This window comes from Leifsonia sp. Leaf336 (assembly GCF_001423695.1).
Lineage (GTDB): Bacteria > Actinomycetota > Actinomycetes > Actinomycetales > Microbacteriaceae > Leifsonia.
Genome location: NZ_LMOZ01000002.1, coordinates 388,899 through 406,331, shown reverse-complemented (window position 1 = coordinate 406,331; position 17,433 = coordinate 388,899). Strand labels below are relative to the sequence as shown.

General features: G+C 70.7%; 13 protein-coding genes. All 13 read right to left on the bottom strand.

The features are described 5' to 3' along the window. Positions 1-44: 44 nt before the first annotated feature. On the bottom strand, positions 45-1,913 hold the full coding sequence (locus tag ASF88_RS10825; protein ID WP_055917916.1) for a DUF4012 domain-containing protein: 1,869 nt from the start codon (positions 1,911-1,913) through the stop codon (positions 45-47). Between the two features lie 76 nt (positions 1,914-1,989). Continuing rightward, positions 1,990-3,297, bottom strand: coding sequence for a UDP-glucose dehydrogenase family protein (locus ASF88_RS10820; RefSeq protein ID WP_055917913.1), 1,308 nt, complete (start codon positions 3,295-3,297; stop codon positions 1,990-1,992). Beyond that, positions 3,297-3,971 (bottom strand): thymidine kinase, encoded by a 675-nt coding sequence (locus tag ASF88_RS10815; protein ID WP_055917909.1) that lies wholly within the window; start codon positions 3,969-3,971, stop codon positions 3,297-3,299. The genes ASF88_RS10820 and ASF88_RS10815 overlap by 1 nt, the downstream gene beginning before the upstream one ends. 28 nt (positions 3,972-3,999) lie before the next feature. Continuing rightward, positions 4,000-4,674, bottom strand: a complete 675-nt coding sequence (locus ASF88_RS10810) for a response regulator transcription factor (protein WP_055917905.1) — start codon at positions 4,672-4,674, stop codon at positions 4,000-4,002. After that, a complete protein-coding gene (locus ASF88_RS10805; RefSeq protein ID WP_055917903.1) occupies positions 4,671-5,882 on the bottom strand; it encodes a hypothetical protein in 1,212 nt (403 codons plus the stop codon). The genes ASF88_RS10810 and ASF88_RS10805 overlap by 4 nt, the downstream gene beginning before the upstream one ends. Then, complete coding sequence (locus ASF88_RS10800) at positions 5,879-7,072, bottom strand: sensor histidine kinase (protein ID WP_055917900.1); 1,194 nt, start codon at positions 7,070-7,072, stop codon at positions 5,879-5,881. The genes ASF88_RS10805 and ASF88_RS10800 overlap by 4 nt, the downstream gene beginning before the upstream one ends. Positions 7,073-7,232: 160 nt before the next feature. Continuing rightward, positions 7,233-8,342 carry an Rv2578c family radical SAM protein gene (locus ASF88_RS10795; RefSeq protein WP_055917896.1) on the bottom strand — a complete coding sequence of 370 codons (1,110 nt, stop codon included), beginning with the start codon at positions 8,340-8,342 and terminating at the stop codon, positions 7,233-7,235. A gap of 55 nt (positions 8,343-8,397) precedes the next feature. Next, positions 8,398-10,008 (bottom strand): ABC-F family ATP-binding cassette domain-containing protein, encoded by a 1,611-nt coding sequence (locus ASF88_RS10790; protein ID WP_055917893.1) that lies wholly within the window; start codon positions 10,006-10,008, stop codon positions 8,398-8,400. Positions 10,009-10,265: 257 nt separating this feature from the next. Beyond that, entirely contained in the window at positions 10,266-11,768 is a 1,503-nt protein-coding gene (locus ASF88_RS10785) for a malate:quinone oxidoreductase (protein WP_055917892.1), read from the bottom strand. 92 nt (positions 11,769-11,860) lie between these two features. Further along, positions 11,861-12,934, bottom strand: a complete 1,074-nt coding sequence (locus ASF88_RS10780; protein ID WP_055917889.1) for an aspartate-semialdehyde dehydrogenase — start codon at positions 12,932-12,934, stop codon at positions 11,861-11,863. Positions 12,935-13,016: 82 nt separating this feature from the next. Continuing rightward, positions 13,017-14,303, bottom strand: a complete 1,287-nt coding sequence (locus tag ASF88_RS10775) for an aspartate kinase (protein ID WP_055917886.1) — start codon at positions 14,301-14,303, stop codon at positions 13,017-13,019. Between the two features lie 153 nt (positions 14,304-14,456). After that, entirely contained in the window at positions 14,457-15,053 is a 597-nt protein-coding gene (gene recR, locus ASF88_RS10770) for a recombination mediator RecR (protein ID WP_055917883.1), read from the bottom strand. Between the two features lie 4 nt (positions 15,054-15,057). After that, positions 15,058-17,430 carry a DNA polymerase III subunit gamma and tau gene (locus ASF88_RS10765; protein ID WP_055917881.1) on the bottom strand — a complete coding sequence of 791 codons (2,373 nt, stop codon included), beginning with the start codon at positions 17,428-17,430 and terminating at the stop codon, positions 15,058-15,060. Positions 17,431-17,433: the final 3 nt, after the last annotated feature.

The window sequence follows — 17,433 nt, the reverse complement described above, 5'->3', positions numbered from 1 at the left end:
CGCCTTCCCCTCGACCCGGCACCAGTCCGGTTAGTGATTAATGCTCACTTTACGCTGGCTGTGCACGGGACAGCAATGGTTCCCACCGCGGTTCGTGCCCCCACATCGGGGGTCGACCCGTCTCCTCTCAGCGTCGGGGTGACGGCCACCGTCAGCCCCGTCGCCTTCTGGACCGTGCCCAGGAACTCCACGTCGACGGACGTCGACTCCCCCGGCTTCAGCTGGACCTCCACCACGGCGACCGGCCGCCCGTCGTCGGTTCCGGCGATCGACCTCAGGTCGACGCCGTTGCTCTTCGCGCTGGCCAGGAGGCCCTTCTGCGGGCCGTAGAACGCGATCCGCGTGCGGATCTGCCCCGCCGGGACCCCATACGATCCGTTGCCGGTCACGTAGGCGGGCAACGACGTCGCCGCGTCGGCCGGGGCCGTGTTCTTCAGGGTGACGTGCACGATGGAGGTGATCTTGTCGTCCAGGCGGCAGACGGCCGCTCCGGCCGAGACCGACGTCTGCAGGTAGTAGTCCATCTTCGAGCCGGTGGCGTCGTTGAAGTACACGCCGAGCGCGGTCGTCTGCGAATCGGACACCGGCAGGTTGCCGGCCAGCGTCGTCGACTGCAGCACCGACTGCTCCGACGGCCGGGAGCTCCAGATGCGGAGCCTGTCGGACGCGCCAGCGGCGGTGAGCGCGGAGGCGAGCGCCTTGCCGTCGACGCCGCCGCTCGCGATCTTGGTGAAGAGCGCGGTCGTGGCGGAGGAGAAGAACGCGTCCTGGAGGTTGGGCTGGTCGGGATAGCGGGCATAGATACCGCTCAGAAGCAGCGAGACCGCGTTCGACGAGGTGAGCTTGTCGCCCGAGGGGAGGTTGACCGGACCGGTGGCGCGCAGCAGCGTGCTCAGCACGACCGGATCGACCGTGATGACACCGTCGACCACGCCACCGTGCGTCTTGACCCACATCGCGGACGCGGTGCGTGCGGCGAGCGGGAAGTCCGGTGTGAAGTTGACGTCCTGCAGATAGCGGCCGACCAGCGGGCCGTAGAGGTCGGTCGTCGCCGTCGGCACGTCGAAGACCGGCTCCGGCCAGGGGCCGATGGCGGTGCCGGCGTCCTGCGCGGTGAGCGCGATGGCGCCCTTGTTCGTCGTGACCAGCGCGACCGACCCGATGAGGCCTCCGGTCGCTCGCAGCTCAGCCGGGTTCTGCGCCACGATCAGGTAGGAGCGGGGGCCCGTGGCGCCGAGCATGCCCGGCAGCAGCCGAGCGGTGTTGCCGGCGGCCTCCAGATCGGGAGCCACCGCCGTCATCGCGCCGCGCATCTTGTCGACCGCCGTCGCGATCGGCACGATTACACTGCGGTCGTCGATGGAGGCCACCTGCTGCTGGGCGGTCTCGAACGCCGTCTGCGCCTTCTCCACGACCGGCTGGGCGGTGAGCAACGGCTTCAGGTCGATCTTGCCGTTCGACAGCTTCAGGTCGCGGGGATCCACGGATCCTGCGACGGACACCAGCGGACGCACCACGTCGGTGGCGAGCGTGTCGGTGGCCGCAGCGACAGAGCGGACGGCGGCGAGATTGGGACCGATCCACGGGATGATCTCGGCCGTCTGCCACACCGGGTCGCTCGTGAGCGACGCCGCGTGATGCGCGCGCTTCTGGAGGTCGGCGGCGGCTGCGGCGGCACGGGAGGTGTCTCCGGACTCGACCGCCGAACGCACCGCCTGCACGTCGGGTGCGGCCGCGGCGAGTTCCTGGTGGGCAAGGTAGGCCCGCGCACCGATCCACGCCACGGCGAACAGCAGCAGGACCCCGACGATGATCAGGGTGAGCCCGAGGGCACTTCGACGTCGGCGGCGCGGCTCAGGAGGCGGTGCCGCTGGCCGCGGCGGCGCTTCTTCGTGCGAGAGACCGGTCGCCATGAGGATAAAGGTAACAAATCCTCACTTTCAACCCCAGCCCCCACGTGACCCCCAAAGGAGGCGCGGGCGCCGCCCGTCAGCGGCCGAGGCCGCGGTATCGCCAGCCGGCGGTGCGCCAGGTGTCGGGGTTGAGGGCGTTGCGCCCGTCGATGATGGTTTTGTGGGTGACGAGGTCGCCGAGTGTGTGGGGGTCGAGGCTGGTGAATTCGGGCCATTCGGTGATCAGGAGCACGATGTCCGCGTCTCGGGCAGCCTCCACCGCCGAGTCGACGTAGGCGAGGTGGGGTGCCCGGCGGCGGGCGTTGGCGATGGCTTCGGGGTCGGTGGCGGTCACGATCGCGCCGCCCTCGGCCAGACGGACCGCGATATCGAGGGCGGGCGAGTCGCGGATGTCGTCGGAGTGCGGTTTGAACGCCAGCCCGAGTACCGCGACCCGGACCCCGTCGAGACGACCGGCCTCTTCCTGGACGAGGTCGACCACGCGCTGCCGGCGGCGGAGGTTGATCTGGTCGACCTCGTCGAGGAAGCGCACCGACTCTCCCCGGCCCAGCTCGCGCGCACGCGCGCTGAACGCGCGGATGTCCTTGGGCAGGCAGCCGCCACCGAACCCGACGCCGGCGTTCAGGAACCGGCGCCCGATCCGGGCGTCATGCCCGATCGCGTCCGCCAGCTGCGTCACGTCCGCACCGGTGACCTCCGCGATCTCGGCCATCGCGTTGATGAAGGAGATCTTCGTGGCCAGGAACGCGTTCGCCGCGACCTTCACCAGCTCCGCCGTCGCGTAATCGGTCACGATCACCGGCGTGCCCGCCGACACCGCCGACGCATACACCTCATCCAGGATCCGCGCGGCACGCTCACCCACCTCCCCGGTCGGGACCCCGTAGACCAGCCGGTCCGGGCTGACCGTGTCCTGCACCGCGAACCCCTCCCGCAGGAACTCCGGATTCCACACCAGAGTGACCCCCGGCGCCCGCTCCGCCACCAACTGCGCCAACCGGGCAGCCGTGCCCACCGGCACCGTAGACTTGCCCACGATCACATCCCCCGGCGAGACATGCTCCAGCAGCGACGCGAACGCGGCATCCACGAACCGCAGATCGGCCGCATCCGACCCCGCCGACTGCGGCGTCCCCACCGCCACGAAATGCACATCCGCATCCGCGACCGCGGCGAAATCGGTCGTGAAGCGAAGTCTTCCCGTCGCCGTCGCGGAGGCCAGGACCTCGGGGAGCCCCGGCTCGAAGAACGGCGCCTGCGCCTCCGAAAGGGCGGCGATCTTGCCCTCGTCGACGTCCACGCCGACCACCGTGTGACCCAGGTCGGCCATAGCTGCGGCGTGCACGGCTCCGAGGTAGCCGACGCCGATGACGGAGATGCGCATCAGGTGAAGTCCGAATCCGGTTCGCTGTCGTAGGCGGTCGCCGTGCTCAGCGGCCAGTGCCGCCGGCCGTTGTTCAACACGCCGTGGCTCTCGTCGAGGTAGCAGTTTCCGCAGAGCGCCTCGTAGCTCACCTCGGCGCCGTCGATCGCGACCTGGTCGCCGTCGAAGACGAAGATGCCGTCGATCTTGCGCGCGTTGAAGATGGCCTTGCGTCCGCAGCGGCAGATCGTCTTCAGCTCCTCGAGGCTGTGGGCGACCTCCAGGAGGCGCCTGCTGCCGGGGAACGCGACCGTCTGGAAGTCGGTACGGATGCCGTAGGCGAGCACGGGGATATCGTCGAGCAGCGCGATCCGCAGGAGGTCGTCGATCTGCGCCTCGGTGAGGAACTGCGCCTCGTCGACCAGGAGCGCGCTCACGTCGCGGTCGAACCGCTTGATCGTGCGCTCCCTGTGCTGCTGGAACCTGCCGTACGCGTCGGTCTCCGGAGCGATCAGGAAGTCGACCTGCCGGGTCACGCCCAGCCGCGACAGGATGCCCATGTCGCCTTTGGTGTCGATCTCGGGCTTGGCGAGCAGCACGCGATGCCCGCGCTCCTCGTAGTTGTACGCCGCCTGCAGCATGGCCGTGCTCTTGCCGCTGTTCATCGCGCCGTAGCGGAAATACAGTTTTGCCACGGAGCAATCCTATGCGGGCGCCGGAGCCTCAGGTGAGGTAGCCGTCCTCCGCGGCGCGGCGGATGAGGTCTGCGCGCGAGCTCGTGGGCCTGCCGACCTTGCCGTACTTCTCGCGCACGCGCCGCAGATAGGTCTTCGCGGTCTCGTACTGAACGTTCATCGCACGTGCGACTTCGGAGGTAGTACGGCCGTCCGCGTACAGCACGAGGGCCTGCCGTTCGCCGTCGCTCAGCTTGGGGCGGGAGGCCTCCGGAACCGTCGGGCGCGGGCGCCAGTCGGGCTTCGGCTCCGCGGCGGAGCCGTCTCTGCCCATGGCGGCGAGCGACACCGCGATCAGCTCGGCCATCGGCTGGGTCTTCGTGACGTACGCCACCGCGCCGGCGGCGAGTGCGGCGTCCCGGTCCTCCTGGGTGTCCACAGCGCTCAGCACGACGACCTTGGCCCCTGCCGCACGGCAGGTGCGCACCCGGGCGCCGATCGACACCGATTCGCGAAGTTGGAGGTCCATGATCACCAGGTCGGTCGGGAAAGCGTCGCTGTGCACCAGCTCCAGCCAGCTCCCCGCGCGCACGACGAGGTCGAACTCGGGCGCGTTGCGCTCGATCCAGGTGGCGAGACTGTCGAGGAGGATCTCGTGGTCGTCGAGGATGGCCAGCCGGATCGGCGGCGACGATGGCGTGGGGTGTGTTGCCGCGGTGCTCATGGTGTCCGCCTCCCAGGGTATGCGAACCGCACGGTGAATCCCCCGTCGCGCACGCGCATCGACGCCTCCATCGACACGGACTGCAGCGCGCTGAGGAACGGGACGAGGGCGGAGCGCAGGACGCGACGGTGCTCCTGCGCCCGGGCGGTGAGCACGAACACCGGACAGTCCGGGGCGGAGACCGCCACCGCGACGCTCGACGCGTCGAGCCCGGGCAGGTCGGCGACGGTTCCGATCAGCGCACCGACGATCGCACGCTGCTCCTCGCTCAGAACGCGGTCGAGCCGGTCGGGATCGTCGACGCGCGACCGGCTCTGCGGGTCTGCGGCTGCTCCGCGGCCGGCGAGCGCCAGGTCCACCGTCTCGGCGAGCCAGCTGCGGCCGACCGCGTCGACGGCCGCTCGGCGCAGGCGCGTCGCGATGGCCCGCGCGCGTTCGCGGTCGTGCGGGGTGATGCGCCCGGAGGCCAGGAGGCCGGTGAGGAAGGGGACGGCCTCCGCGTTCAGAGCGGTCGCGCGCTCCTGCGCGACCATCCGTTCCGCGACCTGCCGCAGCTCTCCCTCCAACCGCAGTTGACCGTCGCGGGCGACCTCGCGCCAGCGCAGGGTCTCCCCCGTCATCGTCCAGGCGTATCCCGCGCCGCCGAACGCCAGCGCCAGCACCGGTGTCGCGGCGACTGTCGCATAGACCGCCGGATGGTTCGCGATGACGATGGTCGACGCCTGCGCCGCGGCCAGCGCCCCGAGCACCAGGGCGGAGACGGTCGTGGTGGCGAGCACCTCGGCCACCGGCCGGTAGAGCGGCATCGCCGTCAGCAGGAGGGCGACAGCGATCTGCCCCCAGTCGTCCTGGATGCGCTGGTTGGCGCCCCACACCGCGGCGTCGAACAGCACGGCCGCGGCGAGCGCGACGCCGATGATCCCCAGGTTCGACCACAGGCCGACCGGTGGGAGCCCCGGATGGGTGCGGATCGCGGCGACCGTCACCGCGATCAGGAGCACGACGATCGCCCAGACGGCCAGGGCCGGGCTGCGCAGCTGCCCCAGGTGCACGAGCGTCGAGTACAGCGCGTAGCCCACGGCCACCACGCCGATCAGCGGCACCAGCAGCCACGCGGATTGCACTCCCAGCGGATCCAGCCGCTGCGGCGTTCGCTCGACCGGCATCGACCGGTAACGCACGATGGTCTCGGTGATCACGGAGTTCATGCGGCCTCCGTGGGCAGCGTCATGATCACGGTGGTGCCGACGTCCTCGCTCGAGTAGACGGTCACCGTGCCGCCGACCTTGCTGATGCGATCGTGCACCGACTGCCGCAGGCCGAGCCGGTCTGCGCTCGTGGACGCGACGGCGAAGCCGCGGCCCCCGTCGACGACCATGACGGAGACGGAACTGTCGCCGGACGACACCGCCACCTCGGCGGTCGCGCTGCCCGAGTGCCGCAGGACGTTGACCAGGCACTGCCGCACCGCGAGCCCGACCGCGCGTCGCGAGTCGTCGGTGAGCCGGGCGACGGCCTCCCGGTCGCCGGAGACGTCGACGGCGAGTCCCTCGTCGCGGGCGTCTTCAATGGCGCGACGCAGCTCACTCCCGTACCAGGAGTCGTCGTCGGGCGGCGCAGTCGACGGCGACGCGTCCGCGGGCGGCGCTGTCCCGCCGAGCGCCCGCAGGTCGGACTCGATGCGCGCCCTCAGCCGCTGCGGGAGCTCGCCCGACTCGGTCGCGGCGACGGCGGCGAGCTCGCTGAGCACGGTGTCGTGGAGGTCGGCGGTGGACTCGGCCAGCAACTCCCGGCGCAGGTCGACGAGACGCGCGTCGCGAACGGCTCGGTGGATCGCCGACTGCGGGCGCGAACGCGTCCCGCGCGTGAGCCCGTCGAACGCCAGGATGCCGACGAGCAGCAGGTAGGCGCCGAGCGAGATCGCATCGGGCCGGAACACCCGCTCCGCCGCGGTCGCGCCCAGGAGCACGGCGGCCTCGGCGAGCGCGAAGCCGAGCGTGGCCCAGAGGATCCCCGCGAGCGCCCCTGTTCCTGTTCCGCCCACTAGCGTCATCGCGACGACCGGGAGGGCGACCACGAACAGGTTGGTGTCGCGATAGGTGGGCGTGCTCTCGAAGAGGAGGTAGACGTACAAGAAGGTGCACACGGCGCCGACGAGCAGGTAGGCGACGGTCAGCGCCACGGTGCGCCCGCGCGACAGCAGGAGCAGCAGGAGGATCATCGGCATCAGCACGAGCGTGCTGATCCACGAGCCCACGCCGGTCGTCCCTCCCACTGTCGAGATCGCGACGTTGACGATCGCCATCACCAGGCAGACCAGCGCGGCCCAGCGGGCGGCGACGGCCAACGCCTTGGAGTTGGCCGCCCGCGAGAGGTGGCTGGGAAGACCGAGCGACACCGGGCTCCTTCGACACGAGTGGGGGGCCGGCGAAACCTGCCGGAGAGCGCCGCTCGAGCGCGACGCCCCAGACGGGATTATGGCAGTTCATCCGGCCGCTGTGTACCCCGGAGGCTCGGACGCGCTGTACCCCGTGCGGGTGCGCGAGTGCGCGAGCCGCTCAGAACAGCGTCGGCTGCACTCCGAGCGTCACGAGCGCCGACTCGGGCGCGACCTCCTGCGGCGCGACGCGCTCCACGGTTCGCCGCTCACCCTCGCCGTCGCGCAGCATCCCAAGGGCCGAGGAGCGGACGCCCCCGGTCAACGGATCTTCGCGCCCGCGCTCGAGACCGTGCGCTCGGATGAGCGGCTTGATGCGGGCGGCGAGCCACGCGCGGTACTCCTTGGGCGCGTACGTTCCCCGGCCGTACATGCTCCGATATTGCGGCAGCAGCTCGGGATGCTCGCGCCCGAGCCAGAGGTAGTACCACTCTTTGACCCCGGGCTTCAGGTGCAGTGCCGTGTAGAGGACGCTCGTGGCGCCGGCCTCCTTCGCCTGCCGGAGGGCCTCGTCGAGGTGCGCACGGGTGTCGGTGAGATACGGGAGGATCGGCATCAGGAAGACCGAGCAGTCGAGACCGTGCTCACGCACGGCGGTGACCGTCGCCAGGCGCGCCTTCGTCGTCGGTGTGCCCGGCTCGACCGACTGCTGAAGGTCGTCGTCGTAGACCGCGATCGACATGGCGATGTCGACGGGGACGTGTCGGGAGGCCTCGGCCAGCCGGTCGAGATCGCGACGGAGCAATGACCCCTTGGTCAGGATGCTGAACGGGGTGCCGGAGTCGGTGAGCGCGTCGATGATGCCGGGCATGAGCGCGTAGCGCCCCTCTGCACGCTGGTACGGGTCGGTGTTGGTGCCCAGCGCGACCGGATGGTGCCCCCAACTCGGTTTCGCGAGCTCTTTGCGCAGCACGTCGGCCACGTTGACCTTGACGATGATCTCCTGGTCGAAGTCTTTGCCCTGATCGAGCTCGAGATAGCTGTGGGTGGGCCGGGCGAAGCAGTACACGCACGCATGGGAGCAGCCGCGATACGGATTGATGGTCCACCCGAAGGGCATCGGCCCTCCCCCGCCCGGGATCTTGTTGAGCGCTGACTTGGCGAGGATCTCGTGGAAGGTGATGCCCGCGAACTCGGGCGTGCGCACCGACCGCACCAGGTTGTTCAGCCGGGCGAGACCGGGCAGGGCCGACGGCGTCTCCACCGCCAGCTCCTGCCCGCTCCACCTCATGGAACCTATTCGAACATATGTTCGAATCATCGTCAAGCCACAGACGCGCCGAAGCTCAGAGCGCCACCACCTCCCCGTCCCAGCGTGATCGCAGCCACCGGTCGTGACTCGCCACCACGACGGCGCCCGGGTAGCCGCCCAGCGCCTCCTCCAGCTCGGTCGCGAGACCGAGCGAGAGGTGGTTGGTCGGCTCGTCGAGCAGGAACACGTGCGGCGGCCGCGCCATGATGAGCGCGAGCGCCAGCCGGCGCTGCTGTCCGACCGAGAGCAGCCCGACCTCCCGGTCGAGATCGCGCGGCGCGATGAGCCCGAGCCCCGACAGGGGCACCGACTCCGCGCGCCGCTCCCCCAGCGCCAGCTCGTAGATCCGCCGCGGCGTCTGCGTCGGGTCCGCGAAGCGCACATCCTGCTCCAGGAGCTCGACCCGCAGCCCGCGGCGACGGTGCACCGTCCCCACCAACGGGACGATCCGCCCCGCCAGCACAGAGAGCAGCGTCGACTTGCCCGCGCCGTTCGGCCCGGTGACCAGCACCCGCGACTCGGCCTCGACCGCGAACCGGCCGAGCGTCAGCCGACCAGGCACGTGGAGGTCCTCCGCCTGCAGCAGCGATCCGGCCTCCTCCGTCAGACGCTGGAACCCCGACGGGATCCCGGTGAAGCCGAGCGGCTTCGGCGGCTTGCGCACCTGCGTCTTCGTCAGCTCCTCGAGCCGGCCGTCGGCGTTCCGGACGCGGCGGCTGATCTGCCGGTCGAGCGTGTTGCCCTTGTAGGACTTGACGAACTTGTCGTTGTCGCGCACCTTGCCCGACCACGCGATCGAGCGGGCCGTGACGTCGACCGCATGTTTCAGCGCGGCGAGTTCTGCCTGCTCGTCGGCGAACTGTTTCTCCCAACGGGCGCGCTCGGCCGCCTTCTCTGCGAGATACGCGCTGTACCCGCCGCCGAAGACGGTGGTGCCGGTGCGCGTCGGGTCCAGGTCGAGCAGACCGGTGGCCGCCGAGTCGAGGAAGGCGCGGTCGTGGCTCGCGAAGAGCACCGGGCCGTGCCAGCCGAGGAGTTGCGACTCCAGGAACGCCGCCGCCGCGTCGTCCAGGTGGTTCGTCGGCTCGTCGAGCAGCAGCGCGTCCGGCCGGCCGAGAAGCAGCGCAGCGAGGGCGAACCTGCTGCGCTGGCCTCCCGAGACCTCCGAAAGCCGCCGGGCCAGCGGGATGCCGCCGACCCCGAGACCGTCGAGCAGGGCGTCGCGACGCGACTCGGCCGACCAGACCTCGGCGCGCTCCGCGGCGGTCAGCGCGTCGTCGTAGCGCACAGCCGCGGACGGATCGTCGTCCGCGAGGGCGAGCGAAGCGGCCTCCAGCTCGCGCTCGATCGCACGCACCTCCGCGAGGGCGTCCTCCATCAGGGCCGCGAGGGTGTCCTCCGGTCGGAAGCGCACCTCCTGCCAGAGGAACCCGACGCGACGGGGCCGCGAGACGACACCGGAATCCGGGGTCTCAGCGCCTGCGAGCACGCGCAGGAGCGTCGACTTGCCGACGCCGTTCTCGCCGATCAGGCCGAGGCGGGCGCCGGGAGGCACGGTCAGCGACACGTCGGAGAGCACCCGTCGGTCGCCGTAGCGCACCGAGATGCCATCCGCGCGCAGCGGGGAGAGGGTGAGGGTATGCATGAGAACCACCTTCCGGGCGCTCCGTCAGGAGCAGATTCCCGCCGGGCGGAGTTCCGTCGATGAGTTGCGCCGGAGCGCCCGGTGCTGGGATGACCAGGCGGCGCAGGACCTATGGGGTCGCTCACTCGATCGACGGCGCCTCGGGCGCGGGACGAGAGGAGGTTCTCACTTCATAGCGTCGCCGACTCTAACAGGTCGACGGCGCGGCTGTCCAGCCGATCCGTACCGCACGGTACGGATCGACTGCGCGAGGGAGGTCAGGCCCGGACGACCTGACCGGCCGGCTGCTCCTCGAGCTCGAGCACCGCCGCGGTCTCCGCGAGCACGCGCGCGGCCTCCTTCGGGCGGTCGTTGAGCGTCGTGCCGACGGTCGGGATCAGCTTCTTCAGCGTCGGCAGCCAGCCCGCGTAGCGGTCCGGGAAGCAGGTCTGCAGCAGGTCGATCATGATCGGGACCGCGGTCGAGGCGCCCGGCGAGGCGCCGAGCAGGCCGGCGATGGAGCCGTCGGCCGAGGCGATCACCTCGGTGCCGAACTGCAGCACGCCGCCCTTCTTCGGGTCCTTCTTCATGACCTGCACGCGCTGGCCGGCCGTGATGAGCTCCCAGTCCTCCGACTTGGCGGTGGGCATGAACTCCTGCAGCGCCTTCATCTTCTTGTCGCGGTTGGCGAGCAGCTCGCCGACCAGGTACTTGATGAGGTCGAAGTTGTCGCGCGCGACCGCGAGCATCGGCCCGAGGTTTCCCGCGCGGACCGAGCCGGGGAGGTCCCACCAGCTGCCGCTCTTCAGGAACTTGGGGCTGAAGCCGGCGTACGGGCCGAAGAGCAGCGAGGCCTCGCCGTCGACGACGCGGGTGTCGAGGTGCGGCACCGACATCGGCGGTGCGCCTACAGCAGCCTTGCCGTAGACCTTGGCCTGGTGCTGGGCGACGATCTTGGGGTCGGAGGTGCGCAGGAACTGGCCGGAGATCGGAAAGCCTCCGAAGCCCTTGATCTCGGGGATGCCGGACTTCTGCAGCAGGTGCAGGGCGCCGCCGCCCGCGCCGACGAAGACGAAGCGCGCGGTGGCCTCGTGGGGCGTGTGGCCGACCTCGTGGCGCACCTTGATGCGCCAGAGCCCGTCGGAGGTGCGCTTGATGCTGCGCACGCGGTGGTTGAGGGCGAGCTCGGCGCCGTTGTCGACCAGGTCGTCGACGAGCGCACGCGTGAGCGCGCCGAAGTCGACGTCGGTGCCCGCGGTCTGGCGGGTCGCCGCGATGCGCTGCTTGGCGCTGCGCTTCTTGGTGAGCAGCGGGGTCCACTCGCCGATCGTCGCGGGGTCTTCGGAGTACTCCATGCCCTCGAACAGCGGCTGGTCCTTCAGCGCCTCGTAGCGCTTGCGGAGGTAGCGGATGTTGTCGCGGCCACGCACGAAGGTCATGTGCGGCGTCGCGTTGATGAACGAGCGCGGGTCGGGCAGGTGCCCCGCGGCGACGAGGGAGGCCCAGTACTGCCGGCTCAGCTGGAACTGCTCGTTGATGCTGATGGCCTTGGCGGGGTCCACGGAGCCGTCGGCGGCCTCCGGCATGTAGTTGAGCTCGCAGAGGGCGGCGTGGCCCGTGCCTGCGTTGTTCCACGGGTTGGAGCTCTCCTGGGCGACGGCGCCCAGCGACTCGTAGATGCGGATGCTCCAGTCGGGCTGCACGCGCTGGATCAGGGAGCCCAGCGTGGCGCTCATGATGCCGCCGCCGATCAGGACGACGTCGATGGGATCAGTGCTCACCAGACAATCCTACGGTGAGCGGCGCTTCGCGCCCCCCGTCGCCCGGAGATCTGTCTCGACATCAAGACAGATCTCCTGGCGAAGAGGCGGGGTCAGCCGGCGACGCGGGTGCCCAGACGCTCGGCGACGAGCTCGGCGATCTGAACGGCGTTGAGCGCCGCGCCCTTGCGGAGGTTGTCGTTGCTGATGAAGAGCGCGAGGCCGCGGCCCTCCGGCGCGCCCTCGTCGGCACGGATGCGGCCGACGAAGCTCGGGTCCTGACCCGCGGCCTCCAGCGGCGTCGGCACGTCGGTGAGACGCACGCCCGGGGCGTCGGCGAGGAGCTCTGCGGCACGTTCGGGCGAGATCGCCGACGCGAACTCGGCGTTGATCGACAGCGAGTGACCGGTGAACACCGGCACGCGAACGCAGGTGCCGCTCACGAGCAGGTCGGGGAGGCCGAGGATCTTGCGGCTCTCGTTGCGGAGCTTCTTCTCCTCGTCGGTCTCGTTCTGGCCGTCCTCCACGATCGAGCCCGCCAGGGGGATGACGTCGAACGCGATCGGGCGCACGTACTTGACCGGGTCGGGCATCGCGACCGCCGAGCCGTCGTGCACGAGCTGTAGGAGGTTCTCGTCGGCGACCGCAGTGCGGACCTGGCCGGCGAGCTCCTCGGCTCCCGCGAGCCCCGATCCCGAGACGGCCTGGTAGGTGCTCACGATGAGTCGCTGGAGGCCGGCCTCCTCGTGCAGCACCTTCAGCACGGGCATGGCGGCCATGGTGGTGCAGTTGGGGTTGGCGATGATGCCCTTGCGCGCGTCGGCGATCGCCTCGGGGTTGACCTCGGAGACCACCAGCGGCACGTCCGGGTCCATGCGCCAGCCGCTGGAGTTGTCGATCACGATGGCGCCGGCCTCGGCGAACCGCGGCGCGTGCGCCTTGGAGCCGGTGGCGCCTGCGGAGAAGAGCGCGATGTCGATCCCGGAGACGTCGGCGGTCGCCACGTCTTCGACGGTGATCTCCTGGCCGCGGAACGGCAAGGTCGTGCCGGCCGAGCGCGAGGAGGCGAAGAAGCGGATGCTCTTCACCGGGAAGTCGCGCTCCTCCAGCAGCCGGCGCATCACGCTGCCGACCTGGCCGGTGGCGCCGACGACGGCGATGTCGAATCCGGGGGCGGTCTCGCTCATGGTGTGTTCCTTCGAGTCGTGGTCTGAAGTGTCGAACGGGAGGACGGCCGGGCGAATTCCCGGGTCTGCGATCGCGGCCGGCTCAGCGGCCGGTGCCGGCGTAGACGACGGCCTTCTCGTCGCCGTCGAGGCCGAAGGCGGTGTGGACGACGCGCGCAGCCTCCGCCACGGTGTCGGCCCGCGTGACGACAGAGATGCGGATCTCGCTCGTCGAGATCATCTCGATGTTGATGCCGGCCTCGTAAAGAGCCTCGAACAGCGCGGCGGAGACGCCGGTGTTGGTGCGCATCCCCGCGCCGACGAGGGCGAGCTTGCCGATCTGGTCGTCGTACTGCAGCGACTGGAAGCCGACCTCGTCCTTCTCGGCGGTGAGCGCCGTGAGCACGCGCTGGCCCTCCGACTTGGGGAGGGTGAACGAGATGTCGGTGAGGCTGGTCGCCGCCGCGGACACGTTCTGCACGATCATGTCGACGTTGGCGTTGGCCTTCGCGACGATCTTGAAGATCTGCGCGGCCTTGCCGGGGACGTCGGGCACGCCGACGACGGTGATCTTGGCCTCGCTCAGGTCGGTGGCCACTCCGGAGATGATGGGCTCTTCCACGGTTCCATCCTTCTTGGCGGCCTCGGCCGCCGCTGCTTCGTTGAGGACGTAGGTGCCCTCTTTGTTCGAGAACGAGGAGCGCACGTGCAGGGTCACGTTGTGACGGCGGGCGTACTCGACGGCCCGGATGTGCAGCACCTTGGCGCCGGCAGCGGCGAGCTCGAGCATCTCTTCGCTGGTGATCCGGTCGATCTTGCGGGCGAGCGGCACCTGCCGGGGGTCGGAGGTGAACACGCCGTCGACGTCGGTGTAGATCTCGCACACCTCGGCGCCGAGGGCGGCTGCGAGCGCGACGGCGGTGGTGTCGGACCCGCCTCGGCCCAGCGTGGTGATGTCGCGGGTGTCGCGGTTGAAGCCCTGGAACCCGGCGACGATCGCGATCGCTCCCTCGTCGAGGGCGTCCTGGATGCGCCCGGGGGTCACGTCGACGATGCGCGCGGCGCCGTGCTGGGCGTCGGTGATCATGCCCGCCTGGCTGCCCGTGAACGAGCGCGCGTCGTATCCCATGCTCTTGATCGACATGGCGAGGAGCGCCATCGAGATGCGCTCACCCGCGGTGAGGAGCATGTCGAGCTCGCGGGGCGCCGGGATCGGCGTGACCTCGTGGGCGAGGTCGACGAGCTCGTCGGTGGTGTCTCCCATCGCCGAAACCGCGACGACGACCTCGTTGCCCGCCTTTCGCGTCTCGACGATGCGCTTGGCGACGCGCTTGATGCTCTCGGCATTCGCGACGGACGAGCCGCCGAATTTCTGAACGATCAGGGCCACAGGCTCTCCAGAACTCACGGGAGTGACCATTCTACCGGCCGGGGATATGCCCGATCGGCCATGTGACGTTGCGTTCGGCGCCGCCGACAGAGGGGACGCAACATGCCGCATCGACGCGCGCATTGCGGCGTGTTGCGTCCCCTCTGTGCCCGGTCAGGAGACCTGGCGTCGGCCCTCGAAGGCGCGGCCGAGCGTGACCTCGTCGGCGTACTCGAGGTCACCGCCGACGGGGAGGCCGGAGGCCAGGCGCGTGACCCGGATCTCGAGCGTGGTCAGCAGGCGGCTGAGGTAGGTGGCCGTCGCCTCGCCCTCGAGGTTGGGGTCGGTCGCGATGATGACCTCCTGCACCGTGCCGTCGGCGAGACGCTGCATGAGCTGGCGGATGCGGAGGTCGTCGGGGCCGATGCCGTCGATCGGGCTGATCGCCCCGCCCAGCACGTGGTAGAGCCCGCGGAACTCACGGGTCCGCTCGATCGCGACCACGTCTTTCGCCTCTTCGACCACGCAGATCAGCTCGGGCGAGCGACGCGGGTCGCGGCAGATCGAGCAGGTGGGCTGCTCGGTGACGTTTCCGCAGATCTCGCAGAACCGCACCTTGTCGCGCACTTCGAGCAGCACTTCGGCCAGACGCGTGACGTCGAAGCTCTCGGTCTGCAGGATGTGGAACGCGATGCGCTGCGCCGACTTCGGGCCGATACCGGGAAGACGCCCGAGCTCGTCGATCAGCTCTTGGACGATGCCTTCGTACACGCCGCTACCTCATCCCCGGTGACGGAGGCGCAGGCTGCTCCTCGAGGAAGGTCGCCCCGAGGATCTCGCGGACGACGGCCTCGCCGTAGCGCTGCGGAGCCTGGAACGTCGGCGTGCGCGACCCGGCGGCCGGTGCGGAGCGCTCAGGCGCCTGCCGCGCGGCAGGCCGCTCGGTGGCGGGACGGCCGGGCGCGGGCGCCCGCGTCGCCGGCACGGCGCCGGCCTCGGGCGTGGCGGCCCAGTCGCCCTCGGGCTCTTCTGGTACCACGGATTCGTAGGGAGGCTCGGTCTCCTCCGGGGGCTCCAGGTCGTCCGGCAGCGCGTCCACGGCCGGAGCCGACGGCGCCGGCTGGGCGACGTCCTCGATCGCTACGCTCGCCTGCGGTCGATCGAGTGTGGCCACGGCGGCCGGCGCGGACGCCGGAATGGTGACCGTGGCCCATTCGGTGACCGCGGCCGACGGTCCGGAAGCAGCAGCCGACGAAGGAGCGGGCGAAGCGGGCGCAGCGGAGGAGGCGGGCGCAGCGGAGGAGGCGGCCGAACGCGCGGCCGATGGACCGCTGGTCGAGTCGCCGCCGGCTCCCGGCCAGGTCGGGGCCTCCGGAGCGGCGGGTGCTCCTGCGGTCGGGCGCGACGGAGCGCCGCCGGCGGGGGCGCCGTCGGCACGCGCGATGAACTTGACCCGGATGCCCAGGATGTCGATGATCGCCTGGCGCAGGTACTCGCTCACGCTCTGACCGCCCGCCGACTGCGGCTGGCGGAAGCTCTGCACGTCGTTGTCGCTCGGGAACGACAGTGTGAGCACGTCGTCGTTCAGCGAGCGCACCTGCGCGGTGAACACGACCATCCACGCGCTGCGCTTGGCCCGCTGCACCGCGTCGAGGATCTGCGGCCAGGAGTCCTTGACCTGCTGCGTGGTCACCGCCCCGACAGGGGCGGGCGCGGCAGGCGCGGACGCAGCCGGAGCAGGCTCGTCGCCCGGAGTGGTGTCGGCTGCCGTCTCTCGCTCCGGGGCCTCCGCCGCGGGCGTGACTGGTTCGGGCGCGGAAGCCTCAGGGACCGGCGCCGGAGCGGAGGACTCGGCGGGACGGGACGCGGGGGCCGACGAGGCAGCAGCCGCCGGCGCGGCAGCGGCCGGCGCAGCAGCAGCCGCTCGAGCGGGCGCAGCAGCACGCGGCTCCGCGCGCACTACGTCGGGCTCGCTCGCGTCGCTGACGCCGACGCGGCGCTCGAGGCGCTCCACGCGGGCGAGCGCGCCGCGCTCGGTGTCGTCGCTCGACGGCACCAGCACGCGCGCGATCATCAGCTCGAGGTGCAGGCGGGGCGAGGTGGCCCCGGTCATCTCGGTGAGGGCGGCGTTGACGATGTCGGCGGACCGGCTGAGCTCGGCGGCGCCGAACTTCATCGCCTGCACGCCCATGCGGTCGAGCTCGTCTTGCGGAACGCCGCGGAGCACGGCGGCAGCGCCTTCGACGCTGGTCGCGGCGACGACGATGAGATCGCGCAGCCGCTCCAAGAGGTCGTCGACGAACCGACGAGGGTCTTGCCCGGTCTGGATGACGCGGTCGACCGCGGCGAAGGCACCGGCGGCGTCGCGGGCGGCGATGGCGTCGATGACCTCGTCGAGGAGGGCGGCGTGGGTGTAGCCGAGGAGCGCGACGGCCCGCTCGTACTCGATCGCGCTGCCCTCGGACCCGGCCATCAGCTGGTCGAGGAGGGAGAGGGTGTCTCGCGGCGAGCCGCCTCCGGCGCGCACGACGAGCGGGAGGACTCCCGGCGCCACGGTCATGCCCTCGCTGTCGCAGAGGCCCTGGACGTACTCCAGCATCTGCGCGGGCGGCACCAGCCGGAACGGGTAGTGATGCGTGCGCGAGCGGATCGTGCCGATGACCTTCTCGGGCTCTGTGGTCGCGAAGATGAACTTCACGTGCTCCGGCGGCTCCTCCACGATCTTCAGCAGGGCGTTGAAGCCCTGCGGGGTGACCATGTGCGCCTCGTCGAGGATGAAGATCTTGTAGCGGTCGCGGGCCGGGGCGAAGATGGCCCGTTCGCGGATGTCGCGGGCGTCGTCGACGCCGTTGTGGCTGGCGGCGTCGATCTCGACGACGTCGAGCGACCCTGCTCCGTCGCGGCTGAGCTCGATGCAGCTCGCGCACTTTCCGCACGGGGTGTCGGTGGGGCCCTCCGCGCAGTTGAGGCAGCGGGCCAGGATGCGCGCCGAGGTGGTCTTGCCGCAGCCGCGCGGCCCGGAGAACAGATAGGCGTGGTTGACCCGGTTGGTGCGCAGCGCCGTCATCAGCGGCTCGGTCACCTGCGACTGGCCGATCATCTCGGCGAAGGTGTCGGGCCGATATCGGCGATAGAGAGCGGTTACCACTCA